This window comes from Pseudoclavibacter sp. JAI123 (assembly GCF_013409665.1).
In the GTDB taxonomy this organism is placed as follows: domain Bacteria; phylum Actinomycetota; class Actinomycetes; order Actinomycetales; family Microbacteriaceae; genus Pseudoclavibacter.
Genome location: NZ_JACCCM010000001.1, coordinates 551,141 through 575,393, shown reverse-complemented (window position 1 = coordinate 575,393; position 24,253 = coordinate 551,141). Strand labels below are relative to the sequence as shown.

The 24,253-nt window shown below is 67.9% G+C and carries 19 protein-coding genes; 8 read left to right on the top strand and 11 right to left on the bottom strand.

Features of this window, described 5'->3' with window-relative positions; all coding sequences use genetic code 11:
- Window positions 1-6: 6 nt before the first annotated feature.
- The 3 genes from uidA to HDC34_RS02785 all read right to left on the bottom strand — a co-directional run bounded on the left by uidA (window position 7) and on the right by HDC34_RS02785 (window position 4,400).
- A complete protein-coding gene (gene uidA, locus HDC34_RS02795; protein ID WP_179555756.1) occupies window positions 7-1,800 on the bottom strand; it encodes a beta-glucuronidase in 1,794 nt (597 codons plus the stop codon).
- Window positions 1,801-1,887: 87 nt separating this feature from the next.
- Window positions 1,888-3,159 (bottom strand): MFS transporter, encoded by a 1,272-nt coding sequence (locus HDC34_RS02790; RefSeq protein ID WP_179555755.1) that lies wholly within the window; start codon window positions 3,157-3,159, stop codon window positions 1,888-1,890.
- A gap of 14 nt (window positions 3,160-3,173) precedes the next feature.
- A complete protein-coding gene (locus tag HDC34_RS02785) occupies window positions 3,174-4,400 on the bottom strand; it encodes a glycoside hydrolase family 1 protein (protein ID WP_179555754.1) in 1,227 nt (408 codons plus the stop codon).
- Between the two features lie 99 nt (window positions 4,401-4,499).
- On the opposite strand from HDC34_RS02785, the gene HDC34_RS18130 reads away from it, so the two are divergent.
- Window positions 4,500-5,120, top strand: a complete 621-nt coding sequence (locus HDC34_RS18130; protein WP_179555753.1) for a TetR family transcriptional regulator — start codon at window positions 4,500-4,502, stop codon at window positions 5,118-5,120.
- Here the strand turns inward: HDC34_RS18130 and HDC34_RS02775 are convergent.
- The 7 genes from HDC34_RS02775 to uxaC all read right to left on the bottom strand — a co-directional run bounded on the left by HDC34_RS02775 (window position 5,096) and on the right by uxaC (window position 14,674).
- Window positions 5,096-6,559 carry a glycoside hydrolase family 43 protein gene (locus tag HDC34_RS02775; RefSeq protein WP_179555752.1) on the bottom strand — a complete coding sequence of 488 codons (1,464 nt, stop codon included), beginning with the start codon at window positions 6,557-6,559 and terminating at the stop codon, window positions 5,096-5,098. The two genes, HDC34_RS18130 and HDC34_RS02775, sit on opposite strands and share 25 nt — an antisense overlap.
- On the bottom strand, window positions 6,556-7,386 hold the full coding sequence (locus HDC34_RS02770; protein ID WP_179555751.1) for an ATP-binding cassette domain-containing protein: 831 nt from the start codon (window positions 7,384-7,386) through the stop codon (window positions 6,556-6,558). Before HDC34_RS02770 ends, HDC34_RS02775 begins: the two co-directional genes overlap by 4 nt.
- Entirely contained in the window at window positions 7,383-9,212 is a 1,830-nt protein-coding gene (locus HDC34_RS02765; RefSeq protein ID WP_218854867.1) for a dipeptide/oligopeptide/nickel ABC transporter permease/ATP-binding protein, read from the bottom strand. The genes HDC34_RS02770 and HDC34_RS02765 overlap by 4 nt, the downstream gene beginning before the upstream one ends.
- Window positions 9,209-10,150: an ABC transporter permease gene (locus HDC34_RS02760; protein ID WP_179555749.1), complete on the bottom strand. Its 942-nt coding sequence runs from the start codon at window positions 10,148-10,150 to the stop codon at window positions 9,209-9,211. The genes HDC34_RS02765 and HDC34_RS02760 overlap by 4 nt, the downstream gene beginning before the upstream one ends.
- A 53-nt stretch (window positions 10,151-10,203) precedes the next feature.
- A complete protein-coding gene (locus HDC34_RS02755) occupies window positions 10,204-11,754 on the bottom strand; it encodes an ABC transporter substrate-binding protein (RefSeq protein ID WP_179555748.1) in 1,551 nt (516 codons plus the stop codon).
- 131 nt (window positions 11,755-11,885) lie between these two features.
- Window positions 11,886-13,238 carry a mannitol dehydrogenase family protein gene (locus tag HDC34_RS02750; protein ID WP_179555747.1) on the bottom strand — a complete coding sequence of 451 codons (1,353 nt, stop codon included), beginning with the start codon at window positions 13,236-13,238 and terminating at the stop codon, window positions 11,886-11,888.
- Window positions 13,235-14,674, bottom strand: a complete 1,440-nt coding sequence (gene uxaC, locus HDC34_RS02745; RefSeq protein WP_179555746.1) for a glucuronate isomerase — start codon at window positions 14,672-14,674, stop codon at window positions 13,235-13,237. Before uxaC ends, HDC34_RS02750 begins: the two co-directional genes overlap by 4 nt.
- Window positions 14,675-15,041: 367 nt before the next feature.
- Between uxaC and HDC34_RS02740 the strand changes: the two genes are divergently transcribed.
- From HDC34_RS02740 to HDC34_RS02730, 3 genes are read left to right on the top strand one after another with little or no spacing between them, the layout of a single operon-like run.
- Entirely contained in the window at window positions 15,042-16,901 is a 1,860-nt protein-coding gene (locus tag HDC34_RS02740; RefSeq protein WP_179555745.1) for an NAD(P)/FAD-dependent oxidoreductase, read from the top strand.
- Window positions 16,898-17,929, top strand: coding sequence for an SMP-30/gluconolactonase/LRE family protein (locus HDC34_RS02735; protein WP_179555744.1), 1,032 nt, complete (start codon window positions 16,898-16,900; stop codon window positions 17,927-17,929). Before HDC34_RS02740 ends, HDC34_RS02735 begins: the two co-directional genes overlap by 4 nt.
- 23 nt (window positions 17,930-17,952) lie before the next feature.
- Window positions 17,953-18,477: a MarR family winged helix-turn-helix transcriptional regulator gene (locus HDC34_RS02730; protein ID WP_179555743.1), complete on the top strand. Its 525-nt coding sequence runs from the start codon at window positions 17,953-17,955 to the stop codon at window positions 18,475-18,477.
- A 28-nt stretch (window positions 18,478-18,505) separates the two neighbouring features.
- Here the strand turns inward: HDC34_RS02730 and HDC34_RS02725 are convergent, their stop codons facing one another.
- A complete protein-coding gene (locus HDC34_RS02725) occupies window positions 18,506-19,966 on the bottom strand; it encodes an MFS transporter (RefSeq protein WP_257023059.1) in 1,461 nt (486 codons plus the stop codon).
- A gap of 116 nt (window positions 19,967-20,082) precedes the next feature.
- Here HDC34_RS02725 and HDC34_RS02720 point away from each other — a divergent pair, with 116 nt between their 5' ends.
- The 4 genes from HDC34_RS02720 (at window position 20,083) to HDC34_RS02705 (ending at window position 24,248) form a co-directional block, all read left to right on the top strand.
- Window positions 20,083-20,535, top strand: a complete 453-nt coding sequence (locus tag HDC34_RS02720; protein WP_179555741.1) for a MarR family winged helix-turn-helix transcriptional regulator — start codon at window positions 20,083-20,085, stop codon at window positions 20,533-20,535.
- Between the two features lie 158 nt (window positions 20,536-20,693).
- Window positions 20,694-21,764, top strand: coding sequence for an NADPH:quinone oxidoreductase family protein (locus tag HDC34_RS02715; protein ID WP_257023058.1), 1,071 nt, complete (start codon window positions 20,694-20,696; stop codon window positions 21,762-21,764).
- A 79-nt stretch (window positions 21,765-21,843) separates the two neighbouring features.
- Window positions 21,844-22,974, top strand: a complete 1,131-nt coding sequence (locus tag HDC34_RS02710; RefSeq protein WP_179555740.1) for a Gfo/Idh/MocA family protein — start codon at window positions 21,844-21,846, stop codon at window positions 22,972-22,974.
- 44 nt (window positions 22,975-23,018) lie between these two features.
- A complete protein-coding gene (locus HDC34_RS02705; protein ID WP_179555739.1) occupies window positions 23,019-24,248 on the top strand; it encodes an MFS transporter in 1,230 nt (409 codons plus the stop codon).
- Window positions 24,249-24,253: the final 5 nt, after the last annotated feature.

Here is a 24,253-nt window from a genome sequence, read left to right as displayed (position 1 = left end):
CGCGGCTCAGTCGTCGCTGCCGGGCTTGCGTCCGTCGAGACCCCGCCACCGTCGGCGGAGCTCGTGGGCGGCTGCCTTCGGCTTGCGGTCTCTGGTGAAGACTCCCTTGCGGTTGCCGCCCACGCGGTGGAGTCCGTTGGTCGTCGCGAAGTCCGCAAAGTTCCAGACCTGCTCGCCGACGAACTCCGGGAGGCGGTCGAAGACCCGGTGGTACATCGCGAGGAACGAAGCCTGGTACTCCTCCGTCCACACCTGGTCCCAGACGGAGTGGAGACCCTCCTGCGTGTCCGCCCCGTATTCGGACATCATGATCGGCTTGCCGGTGCGCTCGATCCAACCTCTGAGGTCGCCCTCGAGCATGAGCTCCGCGCTCGCGAGGTCCCCGGCCGTCACGTACCAGCCGTAGTACCGGTTGATGCTGACGACATCGAAGAGGTCGATGATCTGGTCGTTCTTGAACGTCGCGAACATGACGAGCGAGTAGGTGATCGGACGTGTCGGGTCCATCTCGCGGACGAGGTTCACGAGCGGCTCGAAGTACTCGCGAGCGCCGTCCTCGTTCGAGGCTGGCTCGTTCGCGATCGACCACATGACCACCGACGGGTGGTTCTTGTCCCGCGTGATGAGCTCCCGCAGGTGCTGCTCGTGCGCCGCCTGGGTCCGCTCGTTCGCGTACTGCTCGGAGAACGTCGGGAATGGGGGCGTTCCCGACATGCCGCCCACGACGCCCATGTTCAGGCCGACGGCGGCCGTCTCGTCGATGACGAGGATGCCGTGGCGGTCGGCGAACTCCAGGACTTCCTCGGCGTACGGGTAGTGAGACGTGCGGAAGGAGTTCGCGCCGGTCCACTCCAGCAGCTGGAAGTCGTGCACGAGGTAGGCGTTGTCGTGCCCCTTGCCCCGCACCGTCGTGTCCTCGTGCTTGCCGAAGCCGGTGAAGTAGAACGGCTCTCCGTTGACGAGGAACTCGGCCCCGCGCACCTCGACCGTGCGGACCCCGACGGGGACCGGGTAGCTGTCGACGATATCGCTGCCGTCGAGCGCCTCGACGGTGAGCTCGTAGAGGTAGGCGGCACCCGGCTGCCAGAGCGTCACATCCTGCACGGTGAGCACGCCGGCTGCGCCGTCTGCCGTCGCCACGACTGCTCCGGATGCGTCCGCGAGTCGCACACGCACGTCGAGTCCGTCGGCCGCATCCACCTGGTAGTCGACGGCACCGACCTTGTCCTCGAACGTCGTTCGCACCGTGACGTCGCTGATGCTGCGGACGGGCACGCTGTGCAGCGACACCGAGCGCGCGAGGCCCGCGTAGTTGTAGAAGTCGTGGAAGTACGTCTGCTTGCGCTTCCCATCGAACCCCACTTCGATCTTGCCAGGTGGGATGGTCTCGTTCGTGAGGTCGCCGCTGACGGCCACGGTCAGCCGGAAGGCGGAGCCGGCGGGTGCCAGGTCGGTGATGTCGATGTCGAAGGGCGTGTATCCACCCACATGCTCGCCCACGAGCTGGTCACCCACGTAGACGCGTGCGGCATGCGTTGCCGCGTCGAAGCGAAGCAGGACGCGCTCGCTCCCCCACCCGCGGGGCACCCGCACCTCGCGCTGGTAGTAGACCCAGCCGACGTGGTTGCGGATCTCAGGGTCGGTGAAGAGGTCGTTGTACGACGCGGGGACGGCTGCCTCGAGTGGCGTCTGCAACGGGCCCGACCAGGGCTCGTCGCCGAGTCGCGTGTCGATGCCGAACTTCCAGACGCCGTCGAGGTTGACGAGCTCGCGGGTGGGTGTGGGCTTTGGCTTCAGCATGTGGGCCTCTCTGCGCTTCATTGCGATGTGGTGTGGGTCGAGTCAATCAGAAATAGGAAAGGTTGGCAATCGGTTGCACGGCGTGGTCTAGCGCACACCCGTGACCCGAGTGGCGATGACGGCGCCGCCGGCAACCGCCAGCAGTGCCGACACTCCGTAGAGCACCGTGAAGTTCTCATCGCCGCCACCGACGAGCAGGAGCAGCGGCGCGAGCAGTGGAGCGAGGACTCCGGGGATCTTCTGTGCGAAGAGCGTGATGGCCATGTACCGGCCAGCCTGCGAATCCCGATCCGGCAGGACGTCCAGCACGAGGGCCTGACCCGCGGTCGAGAACAACGCGATACCGAGCGAGCTGATGAGCATGCCGGTCAGTATCGAGGTGAAATCGCCGGCGAAGGCGAGCACGAGACTCCCTGCGCCGAACAGGAGCGAGCCCAGGAAGACGAATGGTCGCCGGCGAGCCAGACGATCGCTGAGCCAGCCACCGCCCAGAGACCCGAACGTGGCCGTGATCATGCTCAGCGCCGAGACGAGCGCCATGACTCCGACCACGTCTGCCACCGCCAGGTCGAGACGCTGCGCGATGAAGTAGACCGTGAAGCTCGTCGTCGCCGTCAACCCCAGGAAGAACACGAACCTGCCGAGCCAGGCCCAGGCGAAGTCCGGTGCCGCGCGGGGACTGAAGAGGAAGCTACGCAGCACCATCCGCACGGTGAGGCGCTCCTCCTCCAGTGCCATCCCGCGAGTGTCCTGCTCCGGCGCGAAGATGACGAAGAGGCCGACCAAGACGAGGGCCACACCCGCGGGCACCAGGAACGCGAGGTCCGTGCGGCCGCTGAGCGGGGCGACGACCAGCATCCCCACGACCGGCGAGACCTGCATGGCCAACCCGGTTGCGCCGGACACCGAGCCGCGCTGCTTGACCGGAAGACGGTCGGCCTGCCAGTTCCCGATGGAGCCGGTCGCAGTCCCCCAGCCCGCGGCCGCGACCACCCAGCCGAGGGTGAGGACCCCGACGTTCGGCGCCGCGATCATGATCCCGACCGAGAGCAGCCCGAGGGCGAGACCTGCGACCGTGAATGGCCTGCGCCGACCGAAGCGCGTCCGGGTGCGGTCGCTCAGGATGCCCGAGAGCGGGGCGACGACCAGCGTCGTGGCCGAGCCGATACCCAGGACGACGCCAAGCGCACCCACCTGCCCCGGAGCGAGCTGGTCGAGCCGAACCGCGAGCGTGTACGTCATGGGCACCAGCATCGCCATGCCCGCCCCAAAGGTCGCGGCGACGACCAGCACGACCGCCCACCAGGGGACGGGGTCGCGATGAATCGCGATCCCGTCCTCCTGCGTGACATCGACCACGACGAGGACGCCGGTCAGCCGAGTTCGTTGCGGGCTGCGACAGCTCCAAGCCAGGCGAGGCTGGGCTTCGGCGTGCGCTCGAAGGTCTCCCGGTCCACCGCGACGAGCCCGAAGGTCGGCTCCCAGTGACCCCACTCGAAGTTGTCCAGGAGCGACCAGTGCAGGTAGCCGCGCACGTCGATACCGTCACGCATCGCCCGCTGCAGCCCCTGCAGCGCCTCGTCCGTGTAGCGGATGCGCTGTTCGTCATCGGAGGTGGCGATGCCGTTCTCGGTCACGAGCACCGGCACCCCCTGGGTGACATCCCACGCGTGACGCACAGCCATCTCGAGGGCATCAGGGCGGTACGCCGTCCCGACGAGGGTATTGTCCGGGCGGTCAGGATGGGGGACGAGGCCGTCGGCGTCGACCTCCTGGCTCGAGTAGGCCTGCACGCCGACCCAGTCGTCACCGCGACTGCCCTCCCAGAAGACGTCCTCCTTGCCGTACCGGATCTCCAGCATCCGCTCCTCCCCACCGGGCTGGGCGACGAGGGCACCCGCCGCGATGGTCCAGCCGACCTTGGCGTTCGTCAGCTCTCGGACGATGTCGCGTGCAGCATGATGGATCTCCACGAACCTGCGACCGATGGCGGGGTCCGCGTTCGCGAGGAAGTTGCGAGACGAACGCTTGCGATCTTCGTCCGACTGCTCGCTGTCGACCGTCGGGCTCTGCCAGGTCGCGTCCTGCTGCTGGCTCATGCGCTGCATGGCGGTCATGATCGCCGCCTGCATGTTGGGCTCGTTCATGGTCGCGACCCACTGGACGTCATGGAGTATTCCGCAGGCCTCTCGGACGAAACGGGTGAAGAGCTCGAGCGCCTCGGGCGAGGACCATCCGCCCTGTTCGGCCAACCAGTTCGGGGTCGTGAAGTGCTGCAGCGTGATGACGGGCTCGAGGCCCAGCTCCCGACAGGTGTCGATCATGCGTCGGTAGTGCGCGAGCTCCGCTTTCGAGAACCGACCGGGCAGCGGCTCGATGCGGGCCCACTCGAGCCCGAACCGGTATGAGGTGAGCCCGGCATCTGCGAGGAGCTGCATGTCCTCGCGATAGCGGTGGTAGCTGTCGCACGCGTCGCCGGAGAGCTCCATACCTGGCATCTGCTGCTCGCGCACCCACCAGTCGCTGTTGACGTTGTTGCCTTCGATCTGATGGGGGGCGGTCGCAGCGCCCCACAGGAATCCTGCTGGGAAGTTCGTCATCGGACATCCTCGTTTCTTCGATCTGGGACCGCGGTTTTGACAACCGGTTGCATGACCGTAGCATAAAGTAGTGAACGTCTACGACTTTGGGGGACGGCAGTGGCCGAATATGCGAAGAGTGCGCGCATCCGCGCCGGAATCATCGACGCCTGCGCCCGCGTGTTCAAGGAGTCCGGGTTCCATGGCAGCTCCATGGCCCAGATCGCCCGCGACGCCGAGATCAGCTACACCGGCCTCCTGCACCACTTCCCACGCAAGGAGCAGCTCCTCACGGCAGTCCTCGATCTCGAGGACCAACGGCGCGCAGCGTTCCTGCGCGAGCACCGCACCTTCGCGGCTGACGCCGACCCGGTGCAGGTGCTCCGCGAACTGAGCGCCATGCTGCTCGACCGCAGGACCGAGCCGGGACTCATCCAGCTCACGGCCGTGCTCGTCGGCGAGGCGACGAGCACCGCGCATCCGGCTCATGAGCACTTCGTGGCCCGGTTCGCGAACATCCGCTCGTTCCTGACGCGCCTGTTCACGCGCCTCCACGACGAGGGACGCACCTCCGGAGCGCTCAGCCCGGCGGAGATGGCGGCCGTCACCATCGCGACCATCGACGGCCTGCAGACGCAGTGGCTGTTCACGCCAGCTGAGATCGATACCGAGAAGCTGGTTCGCGGACTGCTGTCGGTGCTCGTGCCAGAGCTCGCTCAGGACGCCGATCGTGGCATGTAGCTGAACCGTCGCACCGTGACGCCGCCGCCGAGAGCTTCGACGCCGACCACGCGACCTGTGAAGCCGCCGGCGACTTCAGTGGAGAGGGAGCGCCCGTCCACTGCTGCCAGCTCCTGGTAGAAGCCGGCGGACGACCACCCGAGGCTGATGGTGTCAGGTCCGATCCGGGACGCGGAGACGCGTTGCTGCGGCGCCACCCGGATTGACAGGTCGACCGCACCGGCGGACAGCGGGGTCGAGTGCAGCACCTGCTCGACGGGCCCCACGACCATGAGCACGTCCAGGCGGCCGTCGAGTCGTCGCACTGCCACGCTGTGGAGCTCGTCGATGCGCACGCTCAGCGCCAGGTCGCCATCGGCGACGACATCGACCGCCCAGGCGTGATCCTGAACTCGACAGGCGAGGAGAGCAGGGGCCTCTGGAGCGCCCCCAGCAGCCTGCGCAAGGCGCAGACCGCTGGCGCTCGGCTTGGCGAAGCCGGTGGGATCCACCCCGGGCGCGACCCAGCGGGGGTCGAGGTCGTCTTCGCGGAACTCGTCGGTGAATCCGTGCTGGCCCGCGGGCGCCTCGAAGCGGGCTTCGTCGACGACCGGCCAGCCGTCCACCCAATCGACGCCGACCAGGAACGTCTCCCGGCCGAGCACATGCCAGCGGGGGAAGGAGCCGAGCGGCCGAGTCCCCAGGTGCACCATCGCCCAGCTGCCGTCGACGAGCTCCACGAGGTCGGCGTGCCCGGTGGACTGGACGGCATCACTGGTGCTCCGATGCGTCAGGATCGGGTTGGCCGGATTTGCTGCATAGGGACCGTCGATGGAGGCGGCGCGGGCGACGGTCACCATGTGCCCATGCCCGGTGCCCCCTTCCGCCGCGAGCAGGTACCACCAGGAGCCGCGCCGGATGATGTGTGGCCCCTCGATGTTCGAGCCACCGGTGCCATTCCAGAGAGCGACCACCTCACCGAGCGACTCGCCGGTGTGCGGGTCGATCGGCATCTGCGAGATCCCGCCTCGAATGACGTCGCTCCACGTCAGATGGCAGACTCCATCGTCGTCCCAGGCGATGTCGGGATCTATGCCGATCGCGCCAGGGATGCGAACGGGCGCACTCCAGGGACCCGCCGGATCGACGGCGGTGTAGAGGAGGTGCCCCTCCGCGACGCTGTGGATGCTCGTCGTGATCAACCAGAATCGCCCGTCGTGGAATCGGAGCGTCGGCGCGTAGATCCCTCCGCTTGCCCCGTCGATCCCAGGTCGGACGTCGAGCTGCTCGCTCGTGGTGAGCGCGTTGCCGACCTGTGTCCAGGTGCGTAGGTCGGCGCTCTCGAAGATCGGAACACCCGGGAAGTACTCGAAGGACGAGTTGGCGAGGTAGTACCGGTCGCCAGCCCGGCAGATCGTGGGGTCCGGGTAGAAGCCGGCGAGGATGGGTGCGCCGCTCATGCTGTGGCCACCTCAGCGAGTCGGTGCCGCTCCTCACGCCGCGCGCGCTGGGCGATCGGGTCTGCGACGGGTGCTGCCAGCAGCAGCTTCTTCGTGTACGCGTGGTCTGGATCCTTGGTGACCTTCGCCGCAGGACCGGTCTCGACGAGATCGCCGCGGTACAGCACCGCGACACGATGGCTGATGTGCCGGACGACGGAGAGGTCGTGGGAGACGAAGAGGTAGGCGACTCCCGTTGCCCGCTGGATCTCGATGAACAGGTCGAGGACACGCTCCTGCGTCGAGAGATCCAGGGCCGAGACGGGCTCGTCGCAGACGATCAGCTTGGGTTTGGGGGCGAGAGCGCGGGCGATGGCGACACGCTGGCGCTGCCCGCCGGAGAACTCCCTCGGGAGACGCTCGATCGCGTTCGAGGGGAGCCCCACCTGGTCGAGGAGCACTCTGACCCTCGCTCGAGCATCCTTTCCAGTCGCGCCCTCGACGACGAGTGGCTCCGCGAGGATGTCGCCGATCGTCATCGACGGATTCAGCGAGGTGTACGGGTCCTGGAACACCACCTGGATGTCCTTCGACAGCGCCCGTCTGGCACGGACCGGCAGGTGGTCGATCCGCTGCCCATCGAAGTCGATCTCACCCCCGGAGGGCTGGACGAGCCCGAGCACGGCACGACCGATCGTCGTCTTGCCCGAGCCTGACTCGCCCACGAGCCCGAGGCACTCTCCGCGTCCGACCTGCAGCGAGACACCGTGGAGGATCTCCACGGGCTTCGCCCGCCACCCACGACCAGGGAATGCGACTTTCAGGTCGCGGACATCGAGCAGCGTCATCGTGCGTGCCTTTCTCCTGCAGCCGCCACTGGCGGGTCTGCTCGAACGGTCTCCTCGTCGAGGATCGCCCCGAGCAGCATCTTGGTGTATTCGTGTTCGGGTCGCTGGAAGATGTCGACGGCAGACCCTGTCTCCAAGACCACGCCGCTCTGCATGACCGTGATGTTGTCGCAGACGTCGGCGACGACGCCGAAGTTGTGGGTCACGAGCAGCACGGCCATGTCGAGCTCCTCCTGCAGGTCTCGCAGCAGGTCGAGGATCTCTGCCTGCACGGTGACGTCGAGTGCCGTGGTCGGCTCGTCGGCGATGAGCAGCTTCGGTCGGCTCGCGATCGCAGCGGCGATGAGCGCCCGCTGCGCCATGCCGCCCGAGATCTCGAACGGGTACGAGTCGTAGGTGCGCTGCGGGTCGGCGATGCCGCAGCGCTGGAGGAGCTCCAGGATGATCCGTCTGGCCTCGGCCTTCGACCCCCCGATCGCCGCCCGTACGCCCTCGACGAGCTGCGCGCCGACCCGGAAGTTCGGGTCGAGGTTCGACATGGGCTCCTGCGGGATGTAGGCGATCTCGGTGCCGCGGACGGCGCGCATCTCGCGATCGGTGAGCCCGATGAGCTCGCGTCCGTCGAACCGGATGGAGCCGCCGACGATGACGGCCTCGGGAGGGAGGACACCGAGCGTTGCGAAGGCGGTCTGCGATTTGCCGGAGCCGGACTCGCCGACGAGGCCCATGATCTCGCCGCGGCGCACGTTCAGGGACAGGCTGTCCACGACCACGTTGAGCTCACCGCTCGGGCTCGGGTAGGCCACCATGAGGTCCCGGATGCGCAGCAGCACCTCTCGCTCCCCGTCGACGGGCTCTTCCTCGGGAAGATCCTCGATGACCCGCTGGCCCTTGCCCATCTTCACGGCCTTGGGCTTCGACCCCTCGAGCGTGTCGCGGAGCGCGTTGCCGAGCAGGACGAGGCAGGCGGTGATCACACCGAGTGTGAGGCTCGGCCAGAGGAACTGGGTCGGCTCGATGTACAGGTTGCGGAATCCGGAGGCGATCATGGCGCCGAAGCTCGGGATCTGCACGGACCCGACGCCGAGGAACGCGAGCCCAGACTGCACGGCGATCGCAGAGCCTGCCATGAATGCGCCCGCGATGATGATGGGGCCCCTGATCACGAAGAGGACGTGGCGGCTGAGGATACGGAAGTTGCCGAGCCCGGATACTCGGGCCGCGTCGACGTAGAGCTCGTTCTTGACGCCGAGGACGAGGTTCCGCACGATGCGGTAGACGCCAGGCGCGAGGAGCACACCGAAGATGAGCATCGTGACCCGGTAGTCGCCACCGGTGACCGGCATGAGGATGATGAGCAGGAGCACGCCGGGGAAGGTCATGATGAGGCTGAAGAGCCATTCCGTGGCTCCCTGCAGTCTCCGGCCGAAGTAGCCGCCCACCAGACCGGCGACGACGCCGACCAGGAGCGCCATGCTCGTGCCGATGAGCGCGGAGATGCCTGCGGTGTTCACCGAGTGCAGCAGGCGGGTCCAGATGTCCCTGCCTGCTTCATCGCCGCCGAGCGGGTAGCCGGGCGTGCCGACCGGCGCGTTCACCATGCTCAAGTCGGCCTCGTTCGGGCCGTGCTGAGTCAGCAGAGGCGTGAGCACGCCGAGCGCGAAGATGATAAAGAGGATGGATGCAGTGACGACTGCCTGCGGGTCCTTCAGCAGGCGGCGCCAGATCGACGTTCTGGCGACGTCTGCGGCATTCTCGACGGTGGCGATGGTCTCGGTCGATGGGACGGAGACCGCTTCGGTCTTCGGGGGTTGTTCGAGACTCAATTGACTCTCGCTCTCGGGTTGAGCCAGCCGTTGGCGAGGTCGGTGGCGAGGTTGACGACGGTGACGAGGATGACGCTCCATGCGGCGACCCCGAGGATGACGGGGATGTCGCCTTGCAGCGAGGCGTTGAAGGCGAAGCTGCCGTAGCCGGGCAGGGCGAAGACGTTCTCGATGATGAGGGCGCCGCCGAACATCTGGATGAACTCCAGCGACATGACCGTCAGCGCGGGTCCGCCCGCGCCCCTGAGCGCGTGCTTGAGCACGATCGATTTCGAGGAGATTCCTCGAGTCCGCAGAGTGCGGACGTAGTCTCGGCGAAGCTCGTCGATCATCCGGCCGCGGACCTGCGCCGCCATGTTGGCGACGCCGCCGATCGTGAGCACGATGACGGGGATGGTGATGCTTCGGATCCAGCCGCCGAGGTCTTCCGTCGGTGGCGTGTAGCCCGTGGCGGGGAGCCACTTGAGCTGGACCGCGAAGATGACGACGAGCCCGATCGCGAGCAGGAGGGCGGGGATGAGGTAGCCGACGAGCGAGATGCCCTGCGCGAAACGATCGACGAAGCCTCCGCGGGAGGCGGCCCACACGCCGAGGACGGTGGAGAGGAGGACGGTCAGTGCGAGCGCGGGCACGATGAGCGCCAGCGTGACGGCGAGGCGCTGCAGCACTGACGGCAGCACGGGCAGGCTCGTGTAGACGGACTGCCCGAAGTCTCCTTGCAGGGCGTGGAGCAGCCAGTCACCGTATTGGACGATCGCTGGCCGGTCCCAGCCGCGGGCTTCCATGAGCGCTGCCACGGTCTCCGGTGTCGCGGAGGGCCCGAGGATGGTGCGGGCCACGTCCTCGAAGGAGGTGCTGAGGAGCATGAAGGTGATGAACGTGACGAGCAGCGCGAGGATGATGCCGGTGCCGAGTCGCCGAAGGATGTATGTGGTCATTGGTGCCTCCTGGGCTTGCGGGGCGGTGGAAGGATCCACCGCCCCGCGGCGCATTACTCGGCGATCTTGAACAAGCGCCAGGTCGACAGCGTGTTCGCCTCGGCTTCGAAGACGATGCCATCCGTGGTCACCCAGTTGGAGCCCGTGAAGACGATGGGGATCTGGAAGGCCTGGTCGACGGTGTACGCGTTGAGTTCCTGGTAGGTCGGAACCGCATCCTGGAACTCGATCGTGCTGTTGATCTTCGCGAACAGCTCGTCGATCTTCGGGTCCGTGAAACCGCGCGGGTTGCCGAAGCCTGATGCCGAGAAGTTCGTGGCCGCATCGGCGGGGTCGGAGCTGAAGCCCAGGATCTGGTACGAGAGGCCGTACTGACCGGAGGAGACTGCGGACTGCGCCTGCTGCGGGGGCACCGTCACCCACTCGATCTCGAGCCCGATGTCGGTGAAGGCCTGCGACAGCACGGGCTCGATGCTCGTGGTGAGGAAGGTGCTCGGGATCTGGAACTTCTCGCCTGCGAAGCCGGCCTCTTCTACGAGCTTCTTGCCCGCTTCCGGGTCGTAGGCGTAGGTGTCGTCGAGGCCCTCGTCGTACGCGCTGCCATAGGGACTGAACATCTGCTCGGTCACCCGGCCGGTTCCCTGGTAGATCCCGTCGAGCACGCCTTGCCGGTCGATGGCGAGGCTGATCGCCTGCCGCACTCGGGGGTCGCCGAGCGCTGGCCACTGCTCCCCCGCCCGGTCGAGCACGTTGAGGTAGGCGACGGCGACCGCGTCGATCGTGGTCGTCGTGAACTTCGAGGCGTCGAGCTGACCGAGTAGCTGTGACTGCACGGTCGTCGCGTTGATCTCGCCAGACTGCAGCGCGTTGAATGCGGCCGTCGGGTCCTGGAGGACTCGGACGGTGATCGAGGAGTAGGGGATGTTGTCAGCGTCCCAGTAGTCGTCGCGCTTGGTGAGCACGTAGCTGCTGCCTGGCACTGTCTGAGCGGTGTCGAGGACGAACGGGCCGGAGCCGACCGGATCGGTGGCGGTGCGCTCTTCGTCCATGGTGGCTGGGTCGCCGATGGCCCCTGGCCCCTGTGCGAGGTTCTCGACGAACTGCGGGTCGAACGTCTCGAAGGAGACCTGAACGGTCTTGTCGTCGACCGCTGTGACGTCGGTGACGAGCTTGAAGCGGGGCTGCACCTGGCCCGGCGTCTCCTTGGAGCGGAGCATCGTGGCTGCCACGGCCTCGGCGGTGACCGGGTCGCCGGAGCTGAAGGTCAGCCCGTCGCGCAGCTTCAGGGTCAGCTGGGTGCCGTCCTCGTTGTACTCCCAGGACTCTGCGGCGTTCGGCTGCAGTTCGCCGCTGACCGGGTCGCGCTTGAGGAGCGTGTCGAAGAGCGCGCTCCACACGAACATCTGCTGCCCGTCCACGAGCTGCGACGGGTCGAGCGAGTTGGGAGGCGAGACGGCGGAGACCTTCAGATCATGCTCGACTGAGCCACCGGTTTCCGCTGCGTCACCTCCAGCACATCCGACGAGCGCAAGAGACGCGACGACACCTGCCGCGAGGGCGGCCTGCCACCTGAATCGACGCTTGATTTGGGGGTTGATGGACATAATTCGAACTCCTTTGTAAGAACCTTTGTCGCGTTCGCCGTTGCACTCTCGATGCAGGAGTGGCGGTGACGTTGCGTTCAGTAAAGCAGTCGGAAGGTGTTTTGACAACCGATTGCCAATTACTTCTTGAACTAGATCGTGAAGCCGCGCCCATAGGCGCGGGCCTTGCCTTCGACCTCGTCGACGAACGCCGTGTCCGCGGCCAGGCGCCCACTCAACGCGGCAACGAGCTCAGAGACCTGAGCCCCTTCCTCGGCACCCGGGATGCCCGGTACGAGCCCGCGATCCGACGCCGCGATCCAGGCAGCGACTGCGGCCGCGCATCCAGAAGCCGGTCTCCGCGCCGCCAGCTCGAGCTCCGTGACAGGGACGATGCGAAGCCGCAGCTTGGTCGGGGAATCCGCCGCGATCTGCCCGAGGCGATGCTCGATACGCGGATTCGCGAAGCGCTCGAGCAGCGCCCGGCGATAGGCGTCGAGGTCGAGCCCCGCTGGCAGGTGGTGGGCCGCCTCGTCCCAGAGCTGCTCCACGGCGCGCCGGCACACCGTGTCGCCGATGGCCTGCGCAACGGAACGATGTCCGCGGAGCTGACCGAGTGAGGCGAGCAGGGTGTGGGCTCCGTTGAGCATCCAGAGCTTCCTCGACTCCCACGGCCCGAGCTCGTCGGTGAATCGAGCGCCTGCGGTCTCCCACTGCGGTCGTCCGGCCGGGAAGTCACCCTCCAGAACCCAGTCGCGGAAGGGCTCGGCGACGACCGGTGCCCGGTCGCCGTACTCGGCCTGCAGCCGCGCAAGCTCCAGCGCCTCCACACGCGGCGTGATGCGATCGATCGACGTGGAGACGAAGGAGACATGCTCTACGCACCAGCCTTCGAGACCCGGGACAGCGCTCGCCATCTCGATGACCGCGTCACGGAGGACTGCCCCGTTGTCGGGGACGTTGTCGCACGAGACCAGAGCGAGCGGCCCGCCAGCTGATCGACGTCGCCGATCGAGGCCAGCGACCAGTCGTCCGATGGCGGTCGTCAGGGAGGCGATCTCGTCGCCCGAGCGCAGCGCGGCGAGGTCAGCCGCGACATCCGCATCGGAGGTGTCGAGCCGCCCGTCCGGTCGAACCCGGTACCCCTGCTCTGTGATCGTGAGCGTGACGATCGCCGTCGCAGGGCGGGCGATGTCGGTGATGAGGTTCTCGAGGTCGCCACCCGGGCGTGCGTGCACCATGCTCGTCACGATCGAGGCCGTGTCCCCGTCGGCGCGACGTTCGACCAGCGTGAACAGTCCATCCTGCTGCTCGAGCGAGTCCGCGAGCTCGCGACTCCGACCGGTGTAGGCGCTGATGCCCCACTCGCTCGAGTCCGCTGCGTTCGCCGTGTACCAGGCGGTATGCGAGCGACTGAACGCTCCGAGCCCGAGATGGACGATGCGGATCGGCGGCGCCGGCTCCGAACGGGCGAGTGCCTGCCCCTGCTCTGCTGTGGCGGTCATAGCTTGAACACCCTTCTTGGTTGTGGACCGACGAGGTCGTCGATGATTCGGCCTGCTGTGCTGGCGGAGATGCGCTGCTCGCCGACGAGGCGCGCGAGGAACGCGGCATCGGCACGTCTCGCCGTGTCGTGTCGTGCCGGGATCGAGAGGAACGCACGCGTGTCGTCGATGAACCCCGAGCCTCGCGAGAACCCTGCGCTTTCGGTGACAGCGGAGCGGAAACGGAGCATGGCGTCCGGCGCGTCGAGGAACCACCAGGGTGCGCCGACGAAGACGCTCGAGTAGAAGCCTGCCATCGGCGCGAGCTCCCGCGAGTACACGGTCTCGTCAACTGCGAAGAGCACGAGGTGCAGCGATCGCTCGAGGCCGAAGCGCTCCAGGAGCGGCCGGAGTCCCCGAACGAAATCGGTCTGGCGGGGAATGTCGTGACCGCTGTCAGCGCCGAAGAGCCGGTGCGTCTCGGTGCTGTGGTTGCGGACGACACCCGCGTGGACCGTCATCACGAGGCCGTCCTCGACGCTCAGCTGCGCCATTCGCAGGAGCATGTGTCCGCGGAAATCCCGCCGTTGCGCCTCATCTGCCGAATCAGAGAGCACCAGCTGGAAGAGCAGTTCGGCGTCATGATCCGAGAGGTCGACGGTGTACGGATCCTCGACCCCGTGATCGGTCGAGACGGCGCCGTGACGGATGAAATGCTCGCGCCTGGCGCGGAGCGCATCGAGATAGCCGCTGAAGGATCGGGGCTGCCCCGTTGCGTCGAGCAGGCGCTGGACATCCCACGAGAAGTCCTCGCTGTCCGGATCCAGGTAGCGGTCTGGCCTGAACGTGGGAAGCACACGGCCAGGCAGTCCGCTGCGCGCGATGGCGGCGTGATCATGCAAGTCGTCGAGCGGATCGTCGGTGGTCGCCAGCACCTCGATGCCGAACCGCTCGAACAGGGCGCGCGGCCTGAACTCGGGCTTCTCGAGCTTTCTCGCGATCTCGTCGTAGACGCGATCGGCACTCGCGGGACCGAGCTCGGTCCTGATCCCGAGCACCTCGATGAGCTCTTCCCGAATCCAGTACCCGGATGCCGTGCCGGCGAACTTCTCCCAGTGCGTGGCGAAGGTCCGCCAGGCTGAGCGCGGGTCGACCTCGCTGCCGCCGACGCCGAGCGAGGCAAGGTCCACTCCAGACGCATGGAGGAGGCGAGTGACGTAGTGATCGTGCGTCACCAGCAGCTCGGTCGGGTCGGCGAACGGATGGTCGTTCGCGATCCAGCTGACCGGCACGTGCCCGTGCGGGGAGATGATCGGCGCATCAGCTATCCGCTCGTAGAGGTCACGAGCGATCGCCCTGGTGGCGGGGTCCGCGGGGAAGAGCCGGTCAGCGTCCGGCCTGAGCACGCGTGTCGAGGATCCGAGCTGCGCTGCGCTGCGCGTCGCGTCGACCGTCATCGCTCGCCCCCGCCCCCGATCAAGGTGGCGGGCGCTCTCTGGTCGTCGAGTCCGTAGAGCGCACGGCTCGCAGGTGGTCGTGTCCTCAGCATTGAGGGGCCTCTCTCTTCACGGAGGTGTGGGTGCAACGTCTCGCAGTAGTACAGCACGAACTACGACTTTGAGCAACCGGTTGCCAATTCGTGCCGCAAAGTCAGAAAACACCCAGGTCATTTACTTAGCGTGAGGTTAATTGTTCCGAAAGGAACGAGACACCGATCCGAAGAAGAGTCGGTCGCGAGGCGCGAGATCCGCGCCCCCTGCGAGTGCCGCGCCGACTCGGGCGGCGCGTCGCGCGTCGACCGCCACACCCGCACGGAGGACCCCTATGAGCACTTCCCTTCCCCACGAGACCGGGCCGACACCCGATGAAGCGTCGGTCGACCTGGACCAGCTGCGTCGCACATACCGAGCGCAGCGTGACCGCCGAGCCCCATCGGGCTCGACGCGAACGTACACCAGCACAGCAGGCGCGTTCGGCTACTACGCGAAAGATCCGTACACCCCGCATCGCGAGCGCCGACCACTGTCGGACACGGTCGAAGCCCTCATCATCGGTGCCGGCTTCGGCGGCCTCCTGACCGCCGCCCGGCTGAAGGACGCCGGCGTCGACTCGGTGAGGATCATGGACGAAGCAGGCGACGTCGGCGGCACCTGGTACTGGAACAGATACCCCGGCATCCACTGCGACATCGAGTCGTACGTCTACATGCCGCTGCTCGAAGAGGTCGGCTACATGCCGAAATGGCGGTACGCGCCAGGCGAGGAGATCCGTCAGCACGCGATTGCCATTGCAGAGCACTACGGCCTGTACAACGACGCACTGTTCCAGACCAGAGCGACCGCTCTCGAATGGGACGCAGAACGCGAGAACTGGCTCGTGACGACCGACCGCGGTGACCGCTTCCACGCGACATACGTGGTGACCTCGTCCGGCACGCTCACGCAGCCGAAGCTGCCCGGCATTCCCGGCATCGAGACCTTCCGCGGGCACACGTTCCACTCCAGCCGCTGGGACTACTCGTACACGGGCGGAGACGCAGACGGCGGACTGTCCAGGCTCGCCGACAAACGGGTCGCAGTCGTGGGCACGGGGGCGACCGGGCTGCAGCTCATCCCCCACGTCGGTCGAGACGCCCAGCACCTCTTCGTCTTCCAGCGCACGCCGTCCACGGTGGATGTCCGCGACAACCGCCCCACGGATCCGGAGTGGGCTGCTTCCCTGCGCCCCGGCTGGCAGCGAGAGCGGATGGAGAACTTCCTGGAGGTCCTCGCCGGGGAACACGTCGAGGAGAGTCTCGTGACCGACGGCTGGACGGCGACGGTCGACCTGCAGCGCCAGATCCTGAGCGGAGCCGTCGACGAGAGCGTCTCGCCCGAAGAGCGGGAACTGCGCGACGAGCTCGACGACGCTCGCACGATGAACCGCATCCGCTCGCGCGTCGACGACGTCGTGGCCGATTCCGCCACCGCTGAAGCCCTCAAACCCTGGTACCGGTACATGTGCAAGCGACCGGGCTTCAGCGACGAGTACCTGCAGACTTTCAACCGGCCGAACGTGACGCTCGTCGACACCGCCGACCACGGAGGCATCACGCGGATGACGGAGACGTCGGTGCTCGTCGGCGACGAGGAGTTCGAAGTCGACTGCGTGATCTTCGCGACCGGCTTCGAGGTCGGCGTGTCCGGCGTGCTCTCCGGCACGCTGCCCGTCACGGGGCGCGGCGGGCAGACGCTGCTCGAAGCGTGGGGACAAGGAATCGAGACGCTCCACGGATTCTCGACCCACGGCTTCCCGAACCTCTTCCACCTCAGCGCGCTGCAGAACGCCAACTCGGTGAACTTCACGCACATCCTGCAGGAACAGGCCGAGCACATCGCAGCGGTCATCGGAGAAGGGCGTCGACGCGGTGCCAGATACCTGGAACCGACACTCGAAGCACAGCACGCGTGGGTGCGGGAAGTCGCAGCCACGGCCTCCGATACGCGCGCGTTCCAGGCGGAGTGCACGCCCGGCTACTACAACGGAGAAGGAACTCGCTCCATCGGCGGTGCGACCTACAGCCCAGGCCCGGTCGTCTTCCATCGGGTGCTGCGCGAGTGGCGCGCGAACCGGATGCACGAGATCCTCGTCGACCCGTCCACGTCGCGCCCGCAGGAGACCGTCGGCGCGGGGGTCAGCGCATGACCTCGCCTCGGAATCGCAAGCAGCCTGCGGCTATCGGAGCCGGTGCGGCGCTCCTCACGCTCGCACTCAGCGGATGCTCCACCACCGCTGGACAGCCTGCAAGCGACACCTCGGCGCCGCAGCCGACCATCGTGGCGACGGAGGTCGCGCAGGTCACGACCGTGCACGAGGCAACGGGTATGACCTTGCTCGAGGGGCCCACGTTCAGCGACGACGGACTGCTGTACCTCGTCGACGTGACAGCCCCTCCAGGGTCCCCGAAAGTGCACCGGATCAACGTGGACACGGGCGAGTCCTCGTCGATCTACACCGACGACCAGAGCGCGCTCACCTCGGCGCAGTTCAACCCAGCCGACGGACGTCTGTACGTGACCGACTTCCTCGGCGGCCGCATCCTGAGCATGACCGCTGAGGGCGAGGATCCACGCGTGGTCTTCGAAGGCGAGATCGAGGGGGCCCAGATGAGCCCCGACGACCTGTCCTTCGACGATGCAGGTGCCATGTTCGTGACCGACGCCGCCGGTGCATTGGCGCCGTACTGGGAACCGACCGGGCGTCTCGTGCGCGTCTCCCCCGACGGGGCGACCGCCGACGTCCTGGCCAGCGAGCTCGCGTCGCCGAACGGGCTCGCCTTCACGCCCGACTCGAGCGGACTCTGGGTGACGCTCAACACCGGCAACCAGGTCGACTACCTGACGCTCGCCGACGACGGCACCTCGGTCGCCACGGCCCACCCGGCGATCCGCGTCGATGCCGGCAAGGCGCAGATCGATTCGGCGGCCGTCGATGCGGACGGGAATCTGTACGTGGGCCTGCACAATCGTGCCGCGATCCTCGTCTACGACCCCGATGGGTCGCTGGTCGCAGAGGTCGTCGTCCCCGACGACGCTGGAGTCTCGTCGGCGACCAACATAGCCATCCAGCCCGGCACCACAAACGGGTTCCTCACCGCGAGTGGCGAGGAGGGCGGCTTCGTGTACGCGTTCGAGGCGCTCGGCGAAGGCATCCGACCCTCGAACGGCGGGTAGCTCCACCGCGGGGGAGGCAGGTCGTGAGCCTGTCCGTCGATTCGACGTACGGTGGTCGTGTGCCGGGACAAGAAGACGAACGGATCGAGCTGCTCGCGCAGGCGACGGCGCTCGACGCGACCTTCAGAGACGCGGCTCTTCGAACCTTCCTGCCTCCCCTCCTCGACATCGACCTCACGGTGCAGCAGCTCAAAGTGCTGACGGTGCTCGTGACGACCGAGGACGGCACGACCGGCGCGAGGCTCGCCGGCATGTTCGACGTCTCCATGGCATCGATGTCGAAGCTGCTCGACCGGCTCGAGGCCCGCGAGATGGTATCCCGCCACGAGGATCCAGACGATGCACGAGCGAAGCGCGTCCGAGCGACCGACACCGCCCGATCGGCGATGCGGAACCTCGTCGTCACCGGGCCTGAGTTCAGAGACGGCATCCTGGGAGACCTCGAGCTCGGGGACCTGCGGGCTTTCGTGCGAGGCATGACCGCCGTCTCTGACGCTCTGGCGGCACGCGCCGGCCGATCATCCCGGGGCACTGACGGCGCGGAGTGAGCACGCGGCCCACTCCGCTCCGTCCGTGTCAACGGCTGGACAGCACCGGGACCGCGTCGGTCGACGCCACGTCCGTCAGGGCGACGCCGCCGTCGACGCCGCGCTTGCTCGCGGGGATGCAGCAGGCCACCGCGGTCGCGAGGACCGCGATGCCGGCACCGATCACGAGCACCACGCGGAAACCCGCTTCCGTCGGCATGGCGGGGCCGGGGCCAGACTCCAGCGTCATCTGCGCGAGGACGACGCCGACGATGGCCGCGCCGACCGTCGTGCCCAGCGAACGCATGAGCGTGTTGAATCCGTTCGCGGCAGCCGTTTCAGAGAGGGGGACGGACCCCATGATGAGGGCTGGCATGGCACCGTAGGCAAGCGCGACACCGCTGTTGACGACCAGCGAGGTCGCGAGGATCCCCCACACGCTCCCCATGCCGAGGAGCGCGACTCCATAGCCGAGCGCGATGACGGCCGAGCCGAGCGCGAGCGTGAACTTGGGACCGCGTCGGTCGGTCAGCCGCCCGCCGACAGGCGAGAGCACGAGCATCATGAGGCCGGCGGGGGCCATCCAGAGTCCGGCGGCCAGGACACTTTGCCCGAGGCCGAATCCGGTGCTCGTCGGAAGCTGCAGCACCTGAGGCAGTACCAGCATGCTGGCGTACATGCCGAAGCCGACGAAGATCGAGGCGATGTTCGTGAAGAGCACGCGAGGTCGCACCGCGGTGCGCAGATCGATCAGCGGATCTCTCGTCCGCGTCTCCCAGAAGCCCCACGCGACGACGACGACGGCTGCGACTCCGAAGAGACCGAGCGTGGCGCCCGAGGTCCAGCCCCACGAGGACCCCTGCGAGATCGCCAGGATCAGCGAGATGAGGCCGATGGCGAGGCCGATCGCACCGGGTGCATCGAACCGCTGGCCGGCAGCCGCAGCCGGGACGGCCGGGAGCACCAGACGAAGCGCCAGCGCGGCCAGCACCGTCACCACCGCGCTGCCCCAGAAGAGCGTCCGCCAGTCGGCGAACTCGATGACGGCAGCGGCCACCGGCAGGCCGATCGCTCCGCCCACGCCGAGGGTCGCGCTCACCGTCGCGATGGCCGACGAGAGCTTCTCGCGCGGCACGGTGTCCCGCAGCATGGCGATGCCGAGCGGCACCAGGCCGGTCCCAGCGCCCTGCAGCGCACGTCCGGCGATCATGACCTCGACACTCGGCGCTATCGCGCACAGGACCCCGCCGAGAATGAGCGGCACGGTCGAGATGAGCAGCATGCGCCGCTTCCCGAAGAGATCACCGAGACGCCCCGCGATCGGCACGGCGACGGCGCCTGCAAGCAGCGTCGCAGTGACGATCCAGGCCGTGTTCGACAGCGACGTGTCGAAGATCGCGGGGAGCTGCGCGATCAGGGGAGTGATCATCGTCTGCGTGAGCGAGGCGGCGATGCCCGCGAATGCGAGCACGGCGACGACGCGTCCGGAGCGAGTGGGGGAAGTAGCCAAGCTGTTCTCCTGAAGATGCATAGTGCAACTAATATGTATTCTGCAATTGCAGGATACACACTTCGGTAGACTCGGCCCACACCAACGCGGACTCACGGCGTTGAGACGGAGGCTTCATGGATCGACGCATCGCCGACATCGAGTACCAGCAGATGCTGCTCGGCCGCTTCTCGGCGTCCCAGCATCGCCCCGACGACGGAGTCGAACGCAGCGCCTACCTGCTGCTCAGCAGGCTCCACCAGCAGGGCCCGATGTCGATCGGCGAACTCAGCGTTGCCCTGCGACTCGACACCTCCACCGTGCACCGACAGACCAGCTCGGCGATGAATGCAGGCCTGCTCGAGCGCATCCACGACCCCTCCGGAGGGATCGCACGCAAGTTCAACGTCACCGCAGAAGGGGAGAAGCGCCTCCTCGCCACACGGCAGCGCTCCCTCACAGCCCTCGAGCACATCCTCGACGAATGGCCAGACGACGACGTCAATCGATTCGCCGACTACCTGAGCAGGTTCAACCTCGCCATCGAGGGGTACGGCGAGCGCACGGCGCGCACAGGCCAAAACAACTGACCCCCGCCGCGACCTCGACCAACCAACCGGCCCCGGGACCAGTCAGCGCCGAGCGCCTCGAATCGCCCCGAATGGTCGCGAACGAGTGACCTTGACAACCATTCAGAGATTCTCGCAGGCCACCACTTGTGAGAGCAGCAGCGGCTACCGTGGCAGTCATGTCGGATGCGCAGCCAGACCAGCCCACGCATCACCCGACGCTCGACCCCGACCGCGAGCCCGCGACCGAGCCCGTGCACGGCCGTGCCGGCTCGATGCGGGCGATCGTGAACTCGACGGACGGCGGACCGCGCAGCCTCGAGCTCCGCGACCTACCCGTCCCGCATCGACCGCCCGGCCACGTGCTCGTCGAGGTGCGTGCGGCCGGCGTCGCGTTCCCGGATGTGCTGCAGTCGCGCAGCGAGTACCAGCACCGCATCCCGACCCCGTTTGCGCTGGGCAGCGAGTTCGCGGGCGTCGTCGCCGAGGCTGGCGAAGGCTCCGGGTTCGCAGAGGGCGACCGGGTCTTCGGCGTCGCGAGCCACGGCGCGTTCGCCGACTACGTCGTCGCTCCGGCCAACCGCGTGCTGCCGCTGCCCGACTCGATCGGCTTCGTCGACGCCGCCGCGCTGCCCATCAACCTGCTGAGCGCCGACTTCGCGCTCCGTGACCGCGGGCAGGTGCAGCCCGGCGAGACCGTGCTCATCCAAGGCGCTGCCGGCGGTCTCGGCGTCGCCCTCATCCAGCAGGCGAAGCTCATCGGCGCCACCGTCATCGCTGTCGTCTCGACCGAGGAGAAAGCCGCGCTCGCCGAGGCGGTCGGTGCCGACCACACGGTGTTCGCGGCCGATTTCCTCACCGAGGTCCGCCAGCTCACCGACCACCGCGGCGTCGACGTCGTCCTCGACCCGGTCGGCGGTGACCGCTTCACCGACTCCCTGCGGTGCCTCGCGAAGCGCGGCCGCCTGGTCGTGCTCGGTTTCACGGGCGGCAGCATCCCGACCGTCAAAACCAACCGAATCCTCCTGAACAACATCTCCGTCGTCGGTGCCGCCTGGGAGGGGCTCATGCCAGAGTGCCTCGTCTCGCTCCCCGAACAATGGGCCAGGCTCTCACCCGCCGTCGAGCGCGGTGAGCTGCGCGCTTCCATCAGCGAGGTCGTACCGCTCGGGCAGGTCCCCGAGGCCGTCGCGAGCCTCGACGAGCGCCGGGCCCGCGGCAAGATCGTCATCGACCTGGGGCTGGGGTAGGCAGACAGCGCGAGCCCCCGAGCATCCGCGCCGGATCCGCTCCTCGACTGGCACCATGCTCCCCTGCCAGACTCGAACGATGACCTCCACCATCTCCCCCGCGTTCGTCGCCGAGCTCCCCACCCCCATCGCCCGCCTCGCGGAGGGCGTCGAGCTGCTCGACCCGGTGGATGCGCCCCCGCTGCGCTGGGGGATCCTCGGCGCCGGCCACATCGCGCGCAGGTTCGCGCGGGAGGTGCCCGAGCACACCCTGTCGACGATCGCGGCGGTCGGGGCGCGCGAGCTGTCACGCGCCCAGGTGTTCGCCGACGAGCTGGCCATCGAGCGCGCGCACGGCTCCTACGCCGACCTCATCGCCGACCCGGACGTCGACGCCATCTACCTCGCCACCATCAACTCGACCCACCGCGACCTCGCGCTCGCGTGCATCCGCGCCGGCAAGCCGGTGCTCGTCGAGAAGCCCTTCGCCCTCAACGCCGCCGAGACCCGCGATGTCTTCGCCGCCGCAGAAGAGCATGGAGTGCTGGTCGTCGACGGCATGTGGACCCGGTTCCTCCCCCAGTTCACGGTGGCGAGGCAGATCGCCGCCAACGGGCTGCTCGGCCGCCTCGTCACGGCGCACGCGAACTTCGCCGGGATCATGCACGCTCCCGTCCCGCGCATCGTCGACGTCGAACAGGGCGGCGGTGCACTGCTCGACATCGGCGTCTACTCGATCGCCGCCGTGCACGACCTCCTCGGCCCGCCCGTCGAGGTCGCCGCAGCCGGCAACTTGCTGCCAGGGTACGCCGTCGACGGCTCCGCATCCGTCATCATGCGCACCGCGAGCGCCGTCGGCACGGCCCGCTGCAGCTTCGAGGGGCGGGCCCCCTCGAGGGCGGAGTTCGTGTTCGAGCGCGGCATCGTCGAGCTGCCCGCCGAGTTCTTCGTTCCCGGGATGCTGCGCGTGAGCGAGTTCGGCGGTGACGGTTCCGAGCAGGCGTCCGACGAGTCGACCGACGGTGTCAGCGGTGCCGTCACCACCGAGTGGGATGCGACGGTGTCGGGTGGCTTCCAGTTCGAGGCCGCGGAGTTCGCGCGCCTTCTCGCGAATGGTGCCACGCAGTCACCGGTGATGCCCTGGCAGGCATCCATCGAGATCATGGAGGTGCTCGACCAGGCTCGAGCCGCCATCGGCGTCGTCTACCCGGGGGAAGCCACCGCGTCCTGAGGCGTCGCTAGGCTGGAGCCTCTCCCCAGCCTGAAACGGACCCCATGTCCCCCTCCCCCCGACGGCGCCGCATCGCGCTGTTCGTGCTCTTCTTCCTCCCCGGCATCACCATCGCCTCCTGGGTGACCCGCACCCCGGATGTTCGGGATGCGCTCGGCGCCTCGACCGCGGAGATGGGGCTGATCCTCTTCGGCATCTCGGTCGGGTCGATGGTCGGCATCCTCAGCTCCGGCAGGCTCGTCAGCAGGTTCGGCGCCCGCCCCGTGATCACCGTGGGCATGTCGCTCGTCGCCGCGAGCGCCCTCACCATCGGGGCGGGCGCAGCACTGGCGTCCGGGGCCGTCGTGGCGCTCGGCCTCGCACTCTTCGGCCTCGGCATGGGCGGCGCCGAGGTGGCCCTCAACATCGAGGGCGCCGACGTGGAACGGCAGCTCGGCAAGTCCACGCTGCCGGCCATGCACGGCTTCTTCAGCCTCGGCACGACCATCGGCGCGGTGGGCGGCATCGTGGCCACGGCCACGTCGTTCCCGGTCTTGCTGCACCTCAGCATCGCGGCGGTGGTCGTCGCGGTCGGGCTCGTGGCGTCCATCCGCCTCCTGCCGCCCGCCACCGGGAAGGCTGCGACCACCGTGAGCACCGACGAGCGAGGCGCGCCTGCGAGCCACCCGCTCTGGCGAGACAGGACGCTGCTGCTCATCGGCGTCATCGTGCTCGCGCTCGCCATGGCCGAAGGCAGCGCCAACGACTGGCTGCCCCTCGTCATGGTCGACGGCCACGGCTTCGACGCCGCCTGGGGCTCCGGGATCTTCGCGGTCTTCGCCCTGTCGATGACCGTCGGTCGCTTCGTGGGCGGCTCGTTCGTCGACCGCTTCGGCCGGCCAGCAGTGCTGTGCGCGAGCGCGCTCATCGGGGCGGCGGGCCTGGCGCTCATCATCTTCGTCGACAACCAGGCGGTCGCGGCCGGCGCCGCGATCCTGTGGGGCCTCGGCACCGCACTCGGCTTCCCCGTCGCGCTGTCGGCAGCCGGAGCATCAGGCGACCGGCCGGATGCCCGCGTCGCGTTCGCCGCCACCCTCGGGTACATCGCGTTCCTCGTCGGCCCGCCCGCACTCGGCTTCCTCGGCGAGGACTTCGGGCTCAGGTCCGCGCTCATCGCCGTGCTGGTGCTGGTCGCCCTGGCAGCCGTCTCCAGCTGGCTGGTCGGCCGGAGGACGCCGACGCACGAAGATTCGGCCGGAGCCCCGATGGCGCCCGCGGGCACACGAGCCGACTGAGCGCA